This is a genomic window from Virgisporangium aliadipatigenens, assembly GCF_016863615.1.
Lineage (GTDB): Bacteria > Actinomycetota > Actinomycetes > Mycobacteriales > Micromonosporaceae > Virgisporangium > Virgisporangium aliadipatigenens.
Genome location: NZ_BOPF01000004.1, coordinates 422,680 through 439,633, shown reverse-complemented (window position 1 = coordinate 439,633; position 16,954 = coordinate 422,680). Strand labels below are relative to the sequence as shown.

Below are 16,954 nucleotides of genomic sequence, written 5' to 3'. Positions count from 1 at the left end.
AGGGTGACACGGATGGCGGCCTGTCTGTTCTGTTCGATCGTCTCGGGTGACGCCGAGGGCTTCCACGTCGCGTCGACCGACGAGGCGATGGCGTTCCTCGACATCCGGCCCGTGTTCAAGGGACACGTGCTGGTGGTGCCGCGCGAGCACCACGTGGTGCTGGGTGATCTTCCGTCGGCCCTGCTGGCGCCCTACTTCGGCTTCGTGCGGCGGCTGGCCGTGGCGGTCGAGGCCGGGCTCGGTGCCGGCGGCACGTTCGTGGCCATGAACAACAAGGTGTCGCAGTCGGTGGCGCACCTGCACACCCACGTGGTCCCCCGGACGAAGGGCGACGGGCTGCGCGGGTTCTTCTGGCCGCGTACGAAATACGACTCGGACGAGGAGGCGCGCGACTTCGCCGCCAAGATCGCTACCGCCTTGTAAGGGCGGGCATGTATGCCGCTGACGCATTGTTGAGCGAGGTACACAGCCCATAAGGAGTGCCCGTGTTTCTGCGGTACAAGAAGCTCGACCTGCCCACCGCCGACCAGGCCCTTGACGGGCGCGACACCGAGATCGCCGTTCCGGACCGGCACCCCGTCCTCGGCACGCCGCTGCGTGGCCCCTGGGCGGAGCACCTGGAGACCGCCGTGTTCGGGATGGGCTGCTTCTGGGGTGCCGAACGCCTCTTCTGGCGGCTCGACGGCGTGTACTCCACCGCCGCCGGCTACGCGGGCGGGTACACGAAGAACCCGACGTACGAGGAGGTCTGCTCCGGCCACACGGGGCACGCCGAGGTCGTGCTGGTGGTGTTCGACCCGGCGAAGGTGAGCTACGACCAGCTGCTGAAGGTGTTCTGGGAGAACCACGACCCGACGCAGGGCATGCGCCAGGGCAACGACGTGGGCACCCAGTACCGTTCGACGATCTACACGACCACGGATGAGCAGAAGGCCCGGGCGTTGGAGTCGCGGGAGCTGTTCAACCAGGTGACGAACTCCGCCGGCCTCGGCGACATCACGACGGAGATCGCCGAGGCGGGGCCGTTCTACTACGCCGAGGAGCACCACCAGCAGTACCTGCACCACAACCCCGGCGGCTACTGCAACCACGGCCCGAACGGCATGAGCTGCCCCATCGGCGTCGCCAAGCTCGACTGACCGACCTGCCCGCCCCGCTGGCGACCGGCTGAGTCAGCGGGGCAGGGCGGGGCCGCCCCAGGCGGAACCGGCCAGGGTGGCGTGCACCGCCCCCTCGGCCACCGCCAGGTCCGGCTGCTCCACCACGACCGGCGCCACCCCGAACGTCCGATGCACCGCCTGCCCCACGACCGGCATCCGGCAGGCCCCGCCGACCAGGAAGATGGCCGCCAGGTGCCGGGGCGTGAGCGCCGCCGCTCCCAACACCGCGGCGCTGCTCTGCAGCGTGCGTTCGACGATGGGTGCGGCGGCCTGCTCCAGTTCGCTGCGGTGCAGCGGCAGGTCCTGCTCGACGACGGGCACGTGCAGGGGCGCCGTCGGGGCGCGGGAGAGCATCTCCTTTGCGGCCCGCACGTCCTGCCAGAACGTCCACCGCGCGCGCCGGTCGGCGGCGTTGTCGGCGCCCATGAGGCGCAGCCAGGGTTCGGAGGCGTGCAGGCGGGCGCCGATGCTGTCGACGATGGCGGCGTCGACGTCCAGCCCGCCGACGTCGGCGCGGCAGTCGAACGCCAGCACCTCGAAGCCGGCGCGCCCGAGGCGCAGGAGCGTGGCGTCGAACGTGCCGCCGCCGAAGTCGTAGACCAGCACCGTGGCGCCGGGCAGGAGCCGGGCGCGCACGCCGTAGACGAGATAGGCGGCGGCTGCCACCGGTTCCGGGATAAGGGTCGGAACGGGCAGCGCGGCCCGGCGCAGGGCCGACTGGAGCGCCGCCCGGCGGGGGCCGTCCCAGAACGCCGGATGCGTGACGACCACGCGGTCCGGCGGCCGGGCCAGGATGCGGCGGGCCTCGTCGGCGACGCGGGTCAGCACGGCGCCCATCAGCTCGTCGACGGCGACGTCGCGCTCGCCGAGCCGGATGCCGCTGGCGCCGACCCACTGCTTGAGGTGCGGTTCGACGGCGGCGGGGCGGGTGCGGCCGCTGTGGATGGCGTCGCTGCCGACCAGAACGGTGCCGTCGGCGCCCACCGCGACAGTGGAGCTGAGCAGGGGCGATCCGTCGAAGAGCAGCGGGCGTACCCGGCCGTCCGCGAAGTGCAGTACGGCCACCGTGGTGGCCGTACCGAAGTCGACGGCCAGCATCGTCGCACCGGTGCTCACGATCGCAGTGTATGAACAGCGCGCCGGGCACCTTGCCGGGACATGTATAGGGCGGGCGAGAGAAGCGCGATCGCGATCTTTGCGGGGGAACCGGTCATCGCACTCTCTCGCCCGCCCTGGGGTCCCGTCCGGCCCTCTTGCGAGGGGCGCCTGGCCGGAGGCGCCGGGTCGGCGGAGGCATGCCGGGCCCAGTTCCGGACGGGATTACGGTGGTCGGCGGTGTTGGCGGGCACCGCCTGCCACCACGGGAATGTCTCGGTGTTCGGTGTTCCTAACGGGTCAATACGCGCCCTGGTTGCCACTCGAACGGTGCGTTCCGGCACGGTGCCGGCCGGCCCGCGGGGCGGGCACGGTGCGCAGGTCGTGGCGGGCCGTCCAGGACTCGTTCCAGGGGCGGCGGGATGCCGCCGCGGCGCGTTCGGCACAGCGGCGGGGCACGCACGGCCAGGACCGTCCGCACTCCACGCACAGCCCGGTGGCGTCCGGTGCGGTGTGTCGCGACAGCAGTTCCTGTGCGTCACGCCAAAGCATCGGATCGATCACATCCGCCGGTTCGGAGCGCTGGTCGACACTGGCCATGATCCCTCCTCCGCTCGACCTGCAACTTGCTGCGAGACCAAGGTATGCGCTCCGCCACCCCCCACCACCGGACTAACTGTGCGACCGCGATTGTGCCCTTTAGGCGGCCCACGGAGGCGTGCCGATGGGGGTACCGTCCGCCGTCATGGCGGTGAATCCGGCGGTGATCGCCACCACCAGTTCGGCCGGCTCGGAGCCGGGGTTCGCGACGGCGATGGGGTCGCCGGCGCGGATGATCGCGACGTCACCGGCCCCGAGCTCCGGCTGGTCGGGGCCGAAGCGCACCCGCCCGGAGAGCACGGTGAAGACCTCGTCCCGGTCGACGGTGTGGTGTGTGTCGGTGATGTGGCCGGCGTCGACCGTGAGCCGCCACACGCAGAGCTGGTCGGAGCCGCGCGACGGGGCGGCGCCGCCGGCGAAGTTCACTCCCGGGAGCGCGAACCGAGGTGCCTCGGCCGCGCGAATCACTGTTGTCATGGCAACAAGCTAAACATGGTTTCGTAAAAAGTAAATGGAGTTTCCTATGGCTCTGGTGTCCGACGTGCATCTCGCTCGCCTGCTGCTGCGCGCCATCCGCGCGGTTCAGGCGACCTACATCGACCGCTTACAGCAGCGCGGCCATCCGGGCGTGCGGACCGGACACATCCCGGTCTTCGCCGGGCTCGACCCCGGCGGCACGCGCATCACGGACCTCGCCGCCCGCGCCGGCATCACCCGCCAGATGATGGGGCGCCTGGTCCGTGAGCTGGTCGACCTCGGCTATCTCAGCGCCGAGTCCGACCCCAAGGACCAGCGGGCCGTGATCGTCTCCATGACCGACCGTGGGCGGGCGTTCGGGCACGAGGCAGGACAGATCATGGGGGAACTGGAGGACGAGTACGGAGATCTCCTCGAGGACCCCGGCCTGCGGACCCTGAAACACGGCCTCGCCACGATCATCGACCGCGCCGCGGCGCCCTCCGCGGCTTCGCCCTCGGCATAACCCACATCGGCATCGACCGCCGCCGGGGCGGTGTTGACCCCGGCATGGAACCCGACGTCACCGCGGGAGCAGCGCCGGCCGAGGACACAGTGCCTGCCGAAGACAGCGTGGCCCTCGACGCCTACTCCCGGGCCGTCACCTCGGTGGCGGCCGCCCTCCTACCCAGCGTCGCCAGTCTCAGCGTCCGGACCCGCCGCGGCGACGGCGCCGGCTCGGCCGTCGTCTTCACGCCCGACGGCCTCACCCTGACCAGCGCGCACGTCGTCGAGGGCGCCTCCGACGGGCTGGCCGAGTTCACCTCCGGCGAACAGAGCCGGTTCGACGTGGTGGGCGCGGACCCGCTCGCGGACCTGGCCGTCCTGCGGCTGCGTGAGCCGCGGGCCGTTCCGGCGACCCTCGGTGACGCCGACGGGCTGCGCATCGGCCAGCTCGTCATCGCCGTCGGCAACCCGCTGGGCCTCGCCGGTTCGGTCACGGCCGGCGTGGTCAGCGCGGTCGGGCGTTCGCTGCCGGTGCGCAGCGGCCGGCACGTGCGTTCGATCGACGACGTGATCCAGACCGACGCCGCGCTCAACCCCGGCAACTCCGGCGGGGCGCTCGCCGACTCGGCCGGGCGGGTCGTCGGCATCAACACGGCGGTGGCCGGCTTCGGCGTCGGGCTGGCCGTCCCGATCAACGCCACGACCCGCCGGATCATCTCCGAGCTCATCGCCACCGGCCGGGTCGAACGCGCCTGGCTCGGCCTCGCCGGCACGCCCGCACCGCTACCGCCGCACCTGGTGGAACGGCTCGGGCAGCGGCGCGGGCTGCGCCTGGTCGAGGTCGTTGCCGGCGCACCGGCGGCGCAGGCCGGCCTCTTCGTCGGCGACATCGTGCTGTCGGCGGGCGGCAAAGCCGTGCAGGGCGTTCAGGACGTGCAGCGGCTGATGCTCGGCTCGAACATCGGCACCCGCCTGCCCATCACGGCCCTGCGCCGGGGCGCCCTGGTGGACGTGGTGGCGATACCCGCCCGCCTGGATTAGGACCTAGCGGCCCAGGTGCGCCAGCAGGTCCTGGCGGGTGAGAACCCCGGCCGGCTTGCCGTCGACCAGGACCAGCGCGGCGTCGGACTTCTCCAGCAGCGCCCGCGCCTCGCTCACCGGCTGGCCGCCGCCGATCATCGGCAGCGCGTCGGCCATGTGGCGTTCGACCCGGTCGTGCAGCTGCGCGTTGCCGGTGAAGAGCGCGTCGAGCAGGTCGCGTTCGGCGATCGAACCGGCCACCTCACCGGTCACCACCGGCGGCTCCGCCTTGAGCACCGGCAGCTGGCTCACGCCGTACTCGCGCATGTAGTCGATCGCGTCGCGGACCGTCTCGTTGGGGTGCACGTGGACCAGTTCCGGCATCCGGTCGGCCTTGCCCGCGAGCACCTCGGCGACGGTGGCCTCGGCCTCGGAACCGGTGCTCAGGAAGCCGTAGCGGCCCATCCACTCGTCGTTGAAGATCTTCGACAGGTAGCCGCGCCCGCCGTCCGGCAGCAGCACCACGACCACGGCGTCCGGGCCGGCGGCCGCCGCCACGCGCAGCGCCGCGACCGCCGCCATCCCGCACGAGCCGCCGACCAGCAGCCCCTCCTCGCGGGCCAGCCGCCGGGTCATGGCGAACGACTCCTTGTCGGAGACCTCCACGATCTCGTCCGCGATCGACTTGTCGTACGTCGTCGGCCAGAAGTCCTCACCGACGCCCTCGACCAGGTAGGGCCGCCCGGTGCCGCCCGAGTAGACCGAACCCTCCGGGTCGGCGCCGATGATCCGCACCTTCCCGCCGGAGACCTCCTTGAGGTAACGGCCGATGCCGGAGATCGTCCCGCCGGTGCCCACACCCGCGACGAAGTGCGTGATCCGCCCCTCCGTCTGCTCCCACAGCTCCGGTCCGGTCTCCTCGTAGTGCGAACGCGGGTTGGCCGGGTTGGCGTACTGGTCCGGCTTCCAGGCGCCGGGGATCTCCCGGGCCAGCCGGTCCGAGACGTTGTAGTACGAGCGCGGGTCCTCCGGCGCGACGGCCGTCGGACACACGACGACCTCGGCGCCGTAGGCGCGCAGCACGTTCTGCTTGTCCTCGGAGACCTTGTCCGGGCAGACGAACACGCACCGGTACCCGCGCAGCTGCGCCACCAGCGCCAGCCCGACGCCGGTGTTGCCGCTGGTCGGCTCGACGATCGTGCCACCGGGCTTGAGCAGGCCGGACTTCTCGGCGTCCTCGACCATGCGCAGCGCGATGCGGTCCTTCACGCTGCCACCGGGATTGAAGTACTCGACCTTTGCCAGCACGGTCGAAGAGAGCCCGGCGGTCACGTTGCGGAGCCGGACGAGAGGCGTGTTGCCGATCAACTCGACGACGTTGTCGTAGTAGCGCACGCAGCAAGTATGCAAGTGGTGAAACCCGGTTCGTGGGCGACGTGTGTTAATCCACGACAGCCGGCGGGGAGGCGAGCGTGGATGATCCTGATTTCGACGAGTTCTACCGGGGAACGTGGCACCGGCTCACCACGTTTTTGTACGCGCTCGGCGGGGACCTGGCGGAGGCCCAGGACCTGGCCCAGGAGGCATACGCCCGGGCCTGGCAGCGGTGGTCGGCCGTGAGCGGCTACGGGGACCCGGAGGCGTGGCTGCGCACGGTCGCGTACCGGCTGTACGTCAACCGCTGGCGCAAGCTGCGCAACGGCGTCAAGGCGTACCGGCGGCACGGCGTCGCCGACGCGGTGGCACCCCCGTCCGAGAACACGGTGGCCCTCACGAACGCCCTGCGCACCCTGCCGGCGAAGCAGCGCCACGTGATCGTGCTGCACCACCTGTTCGACCTGTCCGTGGTGGAGGTCGCCGAGCAGACCGGCATTCCCGTCAACACCGTGAAGACGCTGCTCGTTCGCGGCCGGCGCACGCTCGCCGAGAAGCTCGGCACCGAGATCAAGGAGGGAACCCGTGCCTGATGATCTGTTCGCGGCCCTCTACGGGGACACCGCTTCGCTCCCCGCCCCCGGCGTGAACGACGTACGCACCCGCGCCCGCCGCAACACGCGCAACCGCCGGATGGCCGTCACCGGGGCGACCTTCGCGGTCCTGATCATGGTGGCGGGCGGCGTGGCCTTCGCCGGCCGCGGCACCGGCCCCGAACCGCCACCCCCGCTGAGCAGCGCCGACGCGTCTCCATCGCCCAGCGGTCCACCGAGCCCCGCGCCCTCGGCGGGAAGCCCCTCGACCGGCGCACCCTCGTCCCCGAACTCGTCCCCCAGCCGCCCACCGCTGACCAAGATCTCCGCCGGCATGCTGATCCAGACGCAGGACCTCGCCGATTCCTACAATCGGGTCACCGACAATTCCGACGGGCAGAGCGGCGACTGGAACCTTGCGTACTTCCTCGGCTGGTGCCCGGATGCAGCGACCTTCGGCAGCCTCCCCGACGCGAGCGACAAGTGGCACCGCGCGATTCGACCCGACGAGCCCGCGGAGCCGGTCGCCGGAACGTCGCTGATCCAGCGGATGGAGCTCTTCGACACCGACGCCGAGGCGCGGGCCGGTATGGACTGGTACCAGCGGGCCGTCAACAAGTGCCGCAGCTACGAGGCTCCGTACAGCCCGCCGTCACAGATGCGGGTCGATCCCGTGCAGATCTCGGCCGGGGACCGGGCGTTCCTGGTGACGGTCAGCTCCGTCAACGGCCAGGACATGTACGCCCTGGTGCAGGTCGGGCGGCTCTGGACCGAGTTCCTGGTGCCGCACAGGCTGGCCAGGCCGACCGAGTTGATGAGTCAGGCGGAGGCGACCCGGCTGGCACAGAAGGCGGCGGAACGGATGCGCAACGCCCAGCGCTGAGCGCGCTCAGCTGCGCACGAAGGTCCCGGGAATGACCTGTTCCCGGGCCTTCTCCCAGGCCAGGAAGCGTTCGGTCTCGTCCAGCAGGGCGCCGGCGAACCACGCGGCCACGGCGGCGTCGTCGACCAGCCCGATCAGCAGCAGCGCGCCCTCGGGCACGAGGTCGATCGGGGAGACGATGTAGGCCGCCGACACGGCCATCATCGCCAGCCGCGACCCGCCGTCGTACTGGCCGCGCAGGGTCGCCCGGACCATCCGGGGCAGCGCCCCCAGCCGCCGGCCCAGGCCCGGGGTCCCCGGCTTGAACGCCCGCAGCAGAGCCTTCCACGCGGTACGGCGGCGCAGTTCCGTCGTCATTCCGTCCACCCCATCCCTCAACTGCCTGTCATGGTGAGGTACCCGCGCCAGCCACACTTGACGCATGGATCTCTGATCACCACGCAGGCGCTCCGGCGCCGCGATTGGCTAGCGTGGGAGAGGCAAGATCGGATCTGGAGGGGGGCGGAATGCGGCTCGGCGTGGCACGACGGGTGGCCCTGACGGCTGCCTACGGCGGGCTCGGGGTGACGGCGGCCGGCGCGCTGGCCACCGGGGTCCTGATCGGGCAGGCGATGATCGCCCGCCGGATCATTCCGCCCGCCGACAAGATCCCCCCACGCTGCGACGGCCTCTACGGCGGCTTCCACGACGGCGAACCGCTGCGCATGGCGATCGTCGGCGACTCGTCGGCGGCCGGGTACGGGGTGGAGTCGCCCCGGCACACGCTCGGCGCCCTGCTCGCGACCGGCCTCTCCGAGCAGCTGCACCGGCCGGTGGAGCTGCACTGCGTGGCCATCGTCGGTTCGGAGTCGCGCCATCTGGAGCCCCAGATCGACCGCGCGCTCGAGCGCCCGCCGCAGCTCGCCGTGATCCTCATCGGCGCCAACGACGTCACCCACCGGCAGGGCGTTCCGGCGGCGGTGCGGGCGCTCGCGACGGCCGTGCGCCGGCTGCGCGAGGCGGGCGCCGAGGTGGTCGTGGGCACCTGTCCCGACCTGGGCTCGGTGCAGCCCATCCAGCCGCCGCTGCGCTGGCTGGCGCGGCGCTGGAGCCGGCAGCTCGCGGCCGCGCAGACCGTGGCCGTCGTGGCCTCCGGCGGGCGCACCGTGTCGCTGGGCGACCTGCTCGGGCCGGCGTTCGCGGCCGAACCGGACCGGATGTTCAGCTCCGATCGGTTCCATCCGTCGATCGACGGGTACATCGCCGCCTCGGCCGCGCTGCTGCCGACCGCCGTCGCGGCGCTGACCGAGCCGGTGATGCCGTCCGCGCCGGCGCACGCCGACGAGGGCGTTCGGACGCTGCCGCAGGCCGCCGCGGACGCGGTGAGCCGGTCCGGGACGGAGGTGAGCCCTGTGCCGGGAGTGGGTGGGCGTCGGGGCAGGTGGGCGCAGCTGCGCCATCGAGCGTGGCGTTATGTGGGCCGACCGGCGGACCCGACACACGTACCCTTGCCCCAGGAGGGTGGGTCATGACGGACAACGGAGAGCGTTCCGGGCGGAGTGGTGTGCTCCGGCGGGCCGGTCGCGCCGCCGCGGTCACCGCGCTGGCCGGCGCTGTCGGCGGGGCGGCCCTGCTCGCCGCGGAGACCATTGCCGCGCGCGGGCGCCGTTACGCCAAACCTGACATGAAGCTGGCCATGCGTTCGACGGTCGGCCAGGCCAAGGCGGTGCCGTTACGGCTGGTGCTGCTCGGCGACTCCACCGGGCTCGGCGTCGGCGTCGAACGGGTCTCCGACACGGTCGGCGGTCAGCTCGCGGCGCTGCTCGCCGACGGGCCGGGCGGGCGCCGGGTCGAGCTGTCCAGCGTGGCCGTCGCCGGTTCGCACTCGGCCGACCTGGCCATCCAGGTGGCGCGGGCGCTGGTCGGCAAGCGACCGGACGTCGCGGTGATCCTGATCGGCGCCAACGACGCCAGCCGCCTGGCTCGGCCCTCCGACGCTGCGGGGCATCTCGCGGCGGCGGTGCGGCGGCTGCGCGGGGCCGGCGCGGCGGTGATCGTGGGCACCTGCCCGGACCTCGGTGCGGCGCGGGCGTTCGCGCCGCCGCTGCGGCAACTGGTCGGCTGGCACGGTCGCCGGCTGGCGCAGGCGCAGGCCGAGGCCGTCCGCGAGGCCGGGGGCGTGCCGGTGGACCTCGCCGACCGGGCCGGTCCGGTGTTCCGCGCCGATCCGGGCACGCTCTGCCACGACGGGTTCCATCCGTCGGCCGACGGTTACCGGGTGTGGGCGCACGCGCTGCTGCCGGCGGTCGTCAACGCCGCCTCGCGCACCCCCTTCTAACTCCATTACGCGCGAGTAACATGACGGCATGCCGGAAGCTGTCATCGTCGCCACCTCCCGTTCCCCGATCGGTCGCGCGCACAAGGGTTCGCTGAAGGACGTCCGTCCCGACGACCTGGCCGCCACCGTCGTCAAGGCCGCCCTCGACAAGGTGCCGCAGCTCGATCCCGCCGACGTCGAGGACCTCTACCTGGGCTGCGGGCTGCCCGGGGGCGAGCAGGGCTTCAACATGGCCCGCGTCGTCGCCACCCTGCTCGGCCACGACCACCTGCCCGGTGCCACCACGACCCGCTACTGCGCCTCGTCGCTGCAGACCACCCGGATGGCGTTCCACGCGATCAAGGCGGGCGAGGGCGACGTCTTCGTGTCGGCCGGCGTCGAGTGCGTCTCCCGCTACGCGCGGGGCAACTCCGACGGCCTGCCGCCCGAGGCACAGGAGAAGGTCGGCGGCGGCTGGCAGAACCCGACGTTCGCCGCGGCGGGTGCCCGCACCCAGCAGTACGCGCAGGGCGGCGCCGACACCTGGACCGACCCGCGCACCGAGGGCGCGCTGCCGGACATCTACATCGCGATGGGCCAGACCGCCGAGCACCTGGCCCGGATCAAGGGCGTGACCCGCGAGGACATGGACGAGTTCGGCGTCCGCTCGCAGAACCTCGCCGAGGAGGCCATCAAGAACGGCTTCTGGGAGCGCGAGATCACTCCGGTCACGCTGCCCGACGGCACCGTGGTCAGCACGGACGACGGCCCGCGGCCGGGTGTGACGATCGAGGGGGTGGCCGGGCTCAAGCCGGTGTTCCGCCCCGACGGGCTGGTCACGGCCGGCAACTGCTGCCCGCTGAACGACGGCGCGGCCGCAGTGGTGATCATGAGCGACACGAAGGCGAAGGCGCTCGGCATCACGCCGCTGGCCCGGATCGTGTCGACCGGGGTCACCGGCCTCTCGCCGGAGATCATGGGGCTCGGCCCGGTGGGCGCGACCGAGCAGGCGCTGAAGCGGGCGAAGATGTCCATCGCCGACGTCGACCTGGTGGAGATCAACGAGGCGTTCGCCGCGCAGGTGATCCCGTCGGCCCGGGACCTCGGCATCCCGACGGAGAAGCTCAACGTCAACGGTGGGGCGATCGCGGTGGGGCACCCGTTCGGGATGACCGGCGCACGTATCACCGGCACCCTGCTCAACTCGCTGGCCTGGCACGACAAGTCGATCGGGCTGGAGACGATGTGCGTCGGCGGCGGCCAGGGCATGGCCATGATCGTCGAGCGCCTGAGCTGAGGCCAGGGCCTGTCTCGTGGATCACGTCGAGCCGAGGCGAGGCTCGGGGGTCGGCTGGGTGTGCGCCGGGCGCGCCCGGATACCGGTGTCGTATCCGGGTGTGACCGGCGTGCGGCCAGACGGCGTCTGAGTCCGCCGCAGGCCGGCGTGACACACGAGACAGGACCTAGAGGGCCTGTCCGGTCTCGTGGACCAGTCGGGCGGCGGCCGTGACGTCGCCGCCCGCTGCCGCCAGGTCCGCGGCGAGCACCCGCACCATGTCGGCCAGTGTGGGGTCGTGCTCCGGTCGGGGCACGGCCCGGTGCGGCTGCCCCTCCGCGTCGGCCGACCGGTCGGCCAGCGCCTGCGTGAGGGCGTGTACCAGGTCGGCGCGGCTGCCGTCGCCGGACGCACCGGACGCCGCCCATCGGGACGGCGTCCAGTGTCCGATCCGGTCGACGAGCCGGCGTACCTCTCGGGCCAACTCGTCCTCGGTCATCGTGCTCCCGTTCGGTCGGTCCAGGTCACCTGCGCAGGTAGCTCAGCATGCGCAGGACCTGCCAGTACAGGAAGATCAGCCCGACCAGCAGGCCGAACGCGCAGTACCAGGAGTACTTCTCCGGCAGTCCCGCGCGCACGCTCTGCTCGACCTGGTCGAAGTCGAGGATGAAGGTCAGCGCGCCGATCAGGATACCGGCGGCGGCGAACACGATCGCCAGGCCGCTGACCGGGCCGTCGACCCCGTCGGTCAGCCCGATGTCCCAGCCCGCCAGGTACGCCACGAAGTTGATCAGGCTCAGCACCACGAAGGCGATCAACGCGCCGATCACGAACTTGCGGAACCGCGGCGTGGCCCGGATCGCACCGACCTTGTACAGCCCCGCCATCACGAAGAAGATCACGAACGTGCCGGCGACGGCCTGCATCACGATGCCGCCGAAGCGGGCCTCGTAGAAGCGGCTGACCACGCCGAGCAGGACGCCCTCGATCACCGCGTACGCGGCGATCACCACCGGATTGGTGACCCGGGCGAACGTGATGACCAGGCCGAGCACCAGCCCGGCGAGGACCGAGCCGATCATCGCGAGGAACTCGACCCCGCTGCCGCGCGGGATGAGGATCCACGACAGCGCGCCGGCGATGCCGGTGAGCGCCAGCAGCATGATCGTCCGGACGACGACGTCGTCCAGGGTCATCACCCGGCCGGGTGCCTGCTGCTGGTACTGCGGAACCTGGTCGTACTGCTGACCGTATTGATTCTGGAAAGGATTCTGTCCGGGCGGGGCCCACTGCCCCTGGGAACCGCCACCGCGCTCGCGGGCTGCCGCGTCGCCGAGGCGGTTGAGCACCGGGTTGGAACTCTGCACGTTCCGCCTCCCCATGGAGAACAGCTGGTACTTGACCTACTGCTCATTCCCGCGGGGACGGGGTGGGAAACTGATGTGCCCGGGGCGGGACTCGAACCCGCACGCCTCTCGGCAGCCGCTTTTAAGGCGGCCGTGTCTGCCTTTCCACCACCCGGGCAGGGGTGTGTCCTCGGCATCGTCGCAAAAAGCGGCGATCACCGTATCGGGTGGCCGGTTGGAGCCGTACCGGCCGACCGGACGGCAGTAGGGTCGGGCACGTGACGAGCGCGACTCCCCCGGACGACCGGGAGGAAACGGCGGAGATCCCGTCCCAGCGGCGCCAGTCGGCCACCGCAAAGATCGTCGCACTCATCGGAACCGACCGCCCGTCGAGGATCATCGGACCGGCCCTTCCTCCGCCGCAGAAGCCGTCCGAGGAGGCGTCGGCACCGGCGCCGCTGGTACGGCCGGCGCTGGTCGACACCGCGGCGGGTGCGGCGTTCTGCCTGGTGGCGCTGCTGATCACCAAGGGGCTGTGGGCCGGTCCGCGGACCCACGCGCTGGCGGCCGGCGCCGACGACCAGATCCTCGCCGAGTGGTTCCTCTCGTACGGCGCACGGGTGTATTCCGGCGACTTCTCCCTGGTCACGGAGCGGCTCAATGCCCCCGACGGGGTGAACCTGCTGAGCAACGCCTCGGTCATCCTGCTCGGCGTCCTGCTGGGGCCGGTGACGCTGGCGTTCGGGGCGGCGGTCAGCTTCGCCGTGGCGACCGCGGGCAACCTGGCCGCCACGGCGATCGGCTGGTACCTGCTCTTCGCCCGCACCTGGGGGCGGCACCGGGCGGCCGCGGCGTTCGGGGCGGCGCTCGCCGGGTTCGCGCCCGGGATGATCGCGCAGTCGTACGGGCACCCGCACATCACGGCGCAGTGGCTGGTGCCGGCGATGGTGTGGTGCGTCGTGCGGATCTGCCAGACGTCCGACCGGCGGCAACTGCTGCTGACGGCGGCGCTGCTCGGGTTCCTGGTCACGCTCCAGTTCCACCTCGGGCCGGAGGTGCTCTACCTGACGGCCGTGGGCGGGACGCTGTTCCTGGTGGTGTTCTGGCTCGCCGACCGGGCCGCTTTGCGGGAACGGCTGCCGGACATCGGACAGGGCTTCGCGTTCGCGGGCGGGATCACGGCGCTGCTGCTGGCGTACCCGCTGTGGGTGATGTTCGGCGGGCCGCAGGCGGTGCACGGCGGGCCGTACCCGAGCTACCGGTACAGCCTCGACGCCGCCGCACTCGTCGAGATCTCCCCCGTGTCGCTCGCCGGCGACGCCGCCGCGGCCGCCTACTCCCCCGACGTCGCCGAGCTGAACGGCTACTTCGGGGTGCCACTGCTGCTGGTGATCCTCGGCGCCACGCTGTGGCTGCTGCGGCGGCCGGTGGTGATCGCGGCGTCCACGGCCGGCGCGGGGCTGCTGGTGCTCGCGCTCGGCCCACGACTCGTTCTCGACGGCGAACAGACCGACGTCCCGCTGCCGTACGCGCTGGTCGACGGCCTGCCCGTGATCTCCGCGGCGCTGCCCGGACGGCTGGCGCTCGCGGCGGTGCCGATGTTCGCGGCGCTCGTCACGCTCGCGGTCGACCAGGCGCTGCGCGTGCAGGCCGGGTGGACGCGGCTGGTGGTGCCGTTCGCGGTGGCGTGCGCGTTGGCGCCGATCGCGCCGGTGCCCATGCGGACCGTCGAACGGCCGCCGGTGCCGCGCTACTTCACCCAGGGCTGGTGGCGCGGCTGCGCGGGCAGCGGCGGGGGCGTGCTGGTGCCGGTGCCGCTGCCGGAGCCGCGCCGGCCGGAGAGCATGCGCTGGGCGACGGCCGCCGGGACCGGCTTCGCGCTCCCGCAGGGATCCTTCATCGGGCCCTACGGGCCGGGCGGCGAGGCCTCGCTCGGCACGTTCCCCCGGCCGACGTCGCAGCTGCTCGCGCGCGTCGCGGAGACCGGTGAGGTCCCGGTCGTCGGCGACACCGAGCGGTCCGCGGCGATCGCCGACGCCCTCTACTGGAACGCCCGCTGCTTCGTCCTCGCCGACCGCCCGCACCGGGAGCCGCTGCGCACCACGATGAACGCGCTCTTCGGTCCCGGGCAGTCGATCGCCGACGTCGACGTCTGGCCGGTGTAGCAGCGCGCGGCTGCCGCCGGACGCGGGCCCCACGGCGAGGGCGGTGCGACGCGGCGCCCGCGCCGCGTGTCAGCCGGCTCGCATGACGCGCGGGAGGAGCGACTTCCGCCGCGGATCCGACGTGGCCGGACCGGTCGCACCCCGTTCTCCGGCCGACGTGCCCGTAGCGGCCAGCGGTTCGGTGAAGGGTTGCGGCCCGTCGGCGCAGACCTTGCCCTTGGGCGGCAGCTTGCCGGTCAGCAGGTAGCGATCGACAGCCGTGGTCACGCACTGCCCGGTGCCGTAGGCGGCGTGGCTCCACTGGTTGGTGGAGAGCAGGCCGGAGTTCGGCAGCCGCCGGCTCGCCGCCACGACCCCGTCGAAATTCGTCAGCGGGTCGAACTTCGAGCCCACGAAGAGCACCGGAGCGGCGGTCCTGCGGTCGAACGGGCCGGTGTAGGCGTCCGCGTCGCGCACGGTCCAGGTGCTGCGGGCGCAGTGCGGCTCGTTCCAGGCCCAGAGCAGTCCGAAGTGCGGGGCCGTCCGCTCCGCGCGCTTGGCCGAGGCGGCGTACGCTTCGGCGTCCTTCAGGTGCAGAGCGTCGGTGCAGAGTACCGAACTGAAGGCGTCGAACCCGTGGTCGTACTCGACTTCCGCGCCCTCGTCACCCGCGGCGGTCTCAGCGGACTCGAGTCGCCGGAGGAGCGCCTCGGCCGAACCGCCGGCGACCGCCGTCTCGACATCGGCCACCAGGCTGGTGGTGTCGGAGACGTCCTCGGCGAGAAGTGCGTCGATGATCATGTTGATGAATTCCGCGTACGTGAACGTGCGGGTTCCGTTCTTGCCGGCGAGTTCGAGCGGTCCGGCCCGCAACCGGTTCGCGGTCGTGTCGAACCTCTTCGCCGGGTTCCGGGCCGCCAACGCGCAGTGCGTCCCGCCGACCTGGGCGCAACGCGTGAGGAGTTCGGACAGCGAGCGGTGGGTGGCCTCACCCGCACGCAGCCGCTCCCGGAGGCTCTGGTCGGTGTTGCTGCCCACCCAGGCCTGCGGATCGAGAACTCCTTCGAGAGCCATGATCCTGAATCGTTCCGGGAACATGTTGGCGTAGAACTGCCCCAGCACGCTGCCGTAGCTGCGGCCCAGATAGTTCAGCTTCGGGTCACCGACCGCGCGGCGCAGCACCTCCATGTCGCGGGCCACCTCAGCCGTCGACATGGCGCCGGCGAGCGGCTTGCCGGTGGTCGAACACGCTTTCCCGTACGCCTTCGCGCCCTGCACGGTGGCCTTCTCCTCCACGGGTCCGACCGGGAAGACGGTCGCCAGGAGACCGTCGAGCACTTCGGCCTGCTGCTCGGCCGAGGGGAAACACTGGACCTTCGTGCTCGCGCCGACGCCGCGCGGGTCGAAACCGACGATGTCGAAGCGGTCACGCACCTCGGCGCTCAGGGACTCGGACATCTCCAACGCGAAATCGGTGGCCGGCAGGCTGGGGCCGCCAGGATTGACGAAGAGGCTGCCGATCCGGCGCTTCTGGTCCTTGGCCTTGACCCGCAGGACCGCGACATCCACGGTCGCGGCGCGTGGCTGGTCGTAGTCGAGCGGCAGCGCCACGGTCGCACATTCGGCGGACTCCCTGCACGGCTTCCACCGCAACACCGGCGTGGGCACGGAATCGACCCGGGCCTTTTCCACCCCGCTCGTTCGGTCGGCGCGGGCAGCCGTCTCCGCGTTCGCCACGGGAATCACCGCCAGCACTGCCGCGAATACGACACCGATTGCCGCAGCAGGGAGTAAGGTCTGCCACTTCTTTCTCTTCGATGAAGCCATTCGGTCGCCCTCTCTCGATATGGCGCGGTGATCTCGCACCACGTCGGATCAGGTCATCCCCGGTTCTCGCGGACGATCGCCTGCCGTGACAGAAGGTGACACACAGCGTTCGGTGCGTCCGTGTCCGCGATCGTCGTCAGTATCTGCATTCTCGGCGAACCCAGTGTCGGTCCGGGCCAGGAGCAGGGCCGTTGCACGGTCGATTCGCGGCGTTCTGAGCTGGATGTTTGACGTGACCGCCGGAGGCGAACGATCAATGGTGCGGGTGTGAACTGATCGGTGATCATGATGATTCCTACGCAAATATGGCGTCGACAAGGAACACCGTCAAGTCCCGGACCGAGGCAGAGCCGATCACATTGCGTAGTTTCAGGGAT

Annotated in this window: 18 protein-coding genes and 1 tRNA gene; 10 read left to right on the top strand and 9 right to left on the bottom strand. The window is 71.7% G+C overall.

All coding sequences use genetic code 11. The annotated features are described in order from the left end of the window. Positions 1 to 12: 12 nt before the first annotated feature. Both Val02_RS08645 and msrA read left to right on the top strand, forming a co-directional pair. Positions 13 to 423 carry an HIT family protein gene (locus tag Val02_RS08645; protein WP_203898377.1) on the top strand — a complete coding sequence of 137 codons (411 nt, stop codon included), beginning with the start codon at positions 13 to 15 and terminating at the stop codon, positions 421 to 423. 62 nt (positions 424 to 485) lie between these two features. After that, complete coding sequence (msrA, locus tag Val02_RS08640) at positions 486 to 1,139, top strand: peptide-methionine (S)-S-oxide reductase MsrA (protein ID WP_203898376.1); 654 nt, start codon at positions 486 to 488, stop codon at positions 1,137 to 1,139. 33 nt (positions 1,140 to 1,172) lie between these two features. Here the strand turns inward: msrA and Val02_RS08635 are convergent, their stop codons facing one another. From Val02_RS08635 to Val02_RS08625, 3 genes are all read right to left on the bottom strand, one after another. After that, positions 1,173 to 2,276 (bottom strand): Hsp70 family protein, encoded by a 1,104-nt coding sequence (locus Val02_RS08635; protein ID WP_203898375.1) that lies wholly within the window; start codon positions 2,274 to 2,276, stop codon positions 1,173 to 1,175. Positions 2,277 to 2,555: 279 nt separating this feature from the next. Further along, on the bottom strand, positions 2,556 to 2,855 hold the full coding sequence (locus Val02_RS08630) for a hypothetical protein (protein ID WP_203898374.1): 300 nt from the start codon (positions 2,853 to 2,855) through the stop codon (positions 2,556 to 2,558). 99 nt (positions 2,856 to 2,954) lie between these two features. Further along, positions 2,955 to 3,332, bottom strand: coding sequence for a cupin domain-containing protein (locus tag Val02_RS08625; protein WP_203898373.1), 378 nt, complete (start codon positions 3,330 to 3,332; stop codon positions 2,955 to 2,957). 46 nt (positions 3,333 to 3,378) lie between these two features. Here Val02_RS08625 and Val02_RS08620 point away from each other — a divergent pair, with 46 nt between their 5' ends. Then, positions 3,379 to 3,837, top strand: a complete 459-nt coding sequence (locus Val02_RS08620) for a MarR family winged helix-turn-helix transcriptional regulator (RefSeq protein WP_203898372.1) — start codon at positions 3,379 to 3,381, stop codon at positions 3,835 to 3,837. An 89-nt stretch (positions 3,838 to 3,926) separates the two neighbouring features. Next, entirely contained in the window at positions 3,927 to 4,859 is a 933-nt protein-coding gene (locus Val02_RS08615) for a S1C family serine protease (protein WP_239152570.1), read from the top strand. A 3-nt stretch (positions 4,860 to 4,862) separates the two neighbouring features. Here the strand turns inward: Val02_RS08615 and Val02_RS08610 are convergent, their stop codons facing one another. Continuing rightward, on the bottom strand, positions 4,863 to 6,233 hold the full coding sequence (locus Val02_RS08610) for a cystathionine beta-synthase (protein ID WP_203898370.1): 1,371 nt from the start codon (positions 6,231 to 6,233) through the stop codon (positions 4,863 to 4,865). Between the two features lie 77 nt (positions 6,234 to 6,310). On the opposite strand from Val02_RS08610, the gene Val02_RS08605 reads away from it, so the two are divergent. Both Val02_RS08605 and Val02_RS08600 read left to right on the top strand, forming a co-directional pair. Continuing rightward, positions 6,311 to 6,805, top strand: a complete 495-nt coding sequence (locus Val02_RS08605) for a SigE family RNA polymerase sigma factor (RefSeq protein WP_203898369.1) — start codon at positions 6,311 to 6,313, stop codon at positions 6,803 to 6,805. Then, positions 6,798 to 7,688 (top strand): hypothetical protein, encoded by an 891-nt coding sequence (locus Val02_RS08600; RefSeq protein ID WP_203898368.1) that lies wholly within the window; start codon positions 6,798 to 6,800, stop codon positions 7,686 to 7,688. The genes Val02_RS08605 and Val02_RS08600 overlap by 8 nt, the downstream gene beginning before the upstream one ends. A 6-nt stretch (positions 7,689 to 7,694) precedes the next feature. Here the strand turns inward: Val02_RS08600 and Val02_RS08595 are convergent, their stop codons facing one another. Then, positions 7,695 to 8,045 carry a YkvA family protein gene (locus Val02_RS08595; protein ID WP_203898367.1) on the bottom strand — a complete coding sequence of 117 codons (351 nt, stop codon included), beginning with the start codon at positions 8,043 to 8,045 and terminating at the stop codon, positions 7,695 to 7,697. A gap of 149 nt (positions 8,046 to 8,194) precedes the next feature. Between Val02_RS08595 and Val02_RS08590 the strand changes: the two genes are divergently transcribed. From Val02_RS08590 to Val02_RS08580, 3 genes are read left to right on the top strand one after another with little or no spacing between them, the layout of a single operon-like run. Then, complete coding sequence (locus Val02_RS08590; RefSeq protein ID WP_203898366.1) at positions 8,195 to 9,199, top strand: SGNH/GDSL hydrolase family protein; 1,005 nt, start codon at positions 8,195 to 8,197, stop codon at positions 9,197 to 9,199. Further along, positions 9,196 to 10,005, top strand: coding sequence for an SGNH/GDSL hydrolase family protein (locus Val02_RS08585; protein WP_203898365.1), 810 nt, complete (start codon positions 9,196 to 9,198; stop codon positions 10,003 to 10,005). The genes Val02_RS08590 and Val02_RS08585 overlap by 4 nt, the downstream gene beginning before the upstream one ends. Before the next feature lie 28 nt (positions 10,006 to 10,033). Then, the gene (locus Val02_RS08580; RefSeq protein WP_203898364.1) at positions 10,034 to 11,281 is read left to right on the top strand and encodes an acetyl-CoA C-acetyltransferase; all 1,248 of its coding nucleotides are present in this window, start codon (positions 10,034 to 10,036) and stop codon (positions 11,279 to 11,281) included. Between the two features lie 166 nt (positions 11,282 to 11,447). Here the strand turns inward: Val02_RS08580 and Val02_RS08575 are convergent, their stop codons facing one another. The 3 genes from Val02_RS08575 to Val02_RS08565 all read right to left on the bottom strand — a co-directional run bounded on the left by Val02_RS08575 (position 11,448) and on the right by Val02_RS08565 (position 12,784). Then, positions 11,448 to 11,759, bottom strand: coding sequence for a hypothetical protein (locus tag Val02_RS08575; protein ID WP_203898363.1), 312 nt, complete (start codon positions 11,757 to 11,759; stop codon positions 11,448 to 11,450). Positions 11,760 to 11,784: 25 nt separating this feature from the next. After that, positions 11,785 to 12,627: a Bax inhibitor-1/YccA family protein gene (locus Val02_RS08570; RefSeq protein WP_203898362.1), complete on the bottom strand. Its 843-nt coding sequence runs from the start codon at positions 12,625 to 12,627 to the stop codon at positions 11,785 to 11,787. A 76-nt stretch (positions 12,628 to 12,703) separates the two neighbouring features. After that, positions 12,704 to 12,784: transfer RNA gene (locus Val02_RS08565), tRNA-Leu, on the bottom strand. A 100-nt stretch (positions 12,785 to 12,884) separates the two neighbouring features. Between Val02_RS08565 and Val02_RS08560 the strand changes: the two genes are divergently transcribed. Next, on the top strand, positions 12,885 to 14,771 hold the full coding sequence (locus Val02_RS08560; protein ID WP_203898361.1) for a DUF6311 domain-containing protein: 1,887 nt from the start codon (positions 12,885 to 12,887) through the stop codon (positions 14,769 to 14,771). 69 nt (positions 14,772 to 14,840) lie between these two features. Here the strand turns inward: Val02_RS08560 and Val02_RS08555 are convergent, their stop codons facing one another. Continuing rightward, positions 14,841 to 16,361 carry an alpha/beta fold hydrolase gene (locus Val02_RS08555; protein ID WP_203898360.1) on the bottom strand — a complete coding sequence of 507 codons (1,521 nt, stop codon included), beginning with the start codon at positions 16,359 to 16,361 and terminating at the stop codon, positions 14,841 to 14,843. Between the last annotated feature and the right edge of the window lie 593 nt (positions 16,362 to 16,954).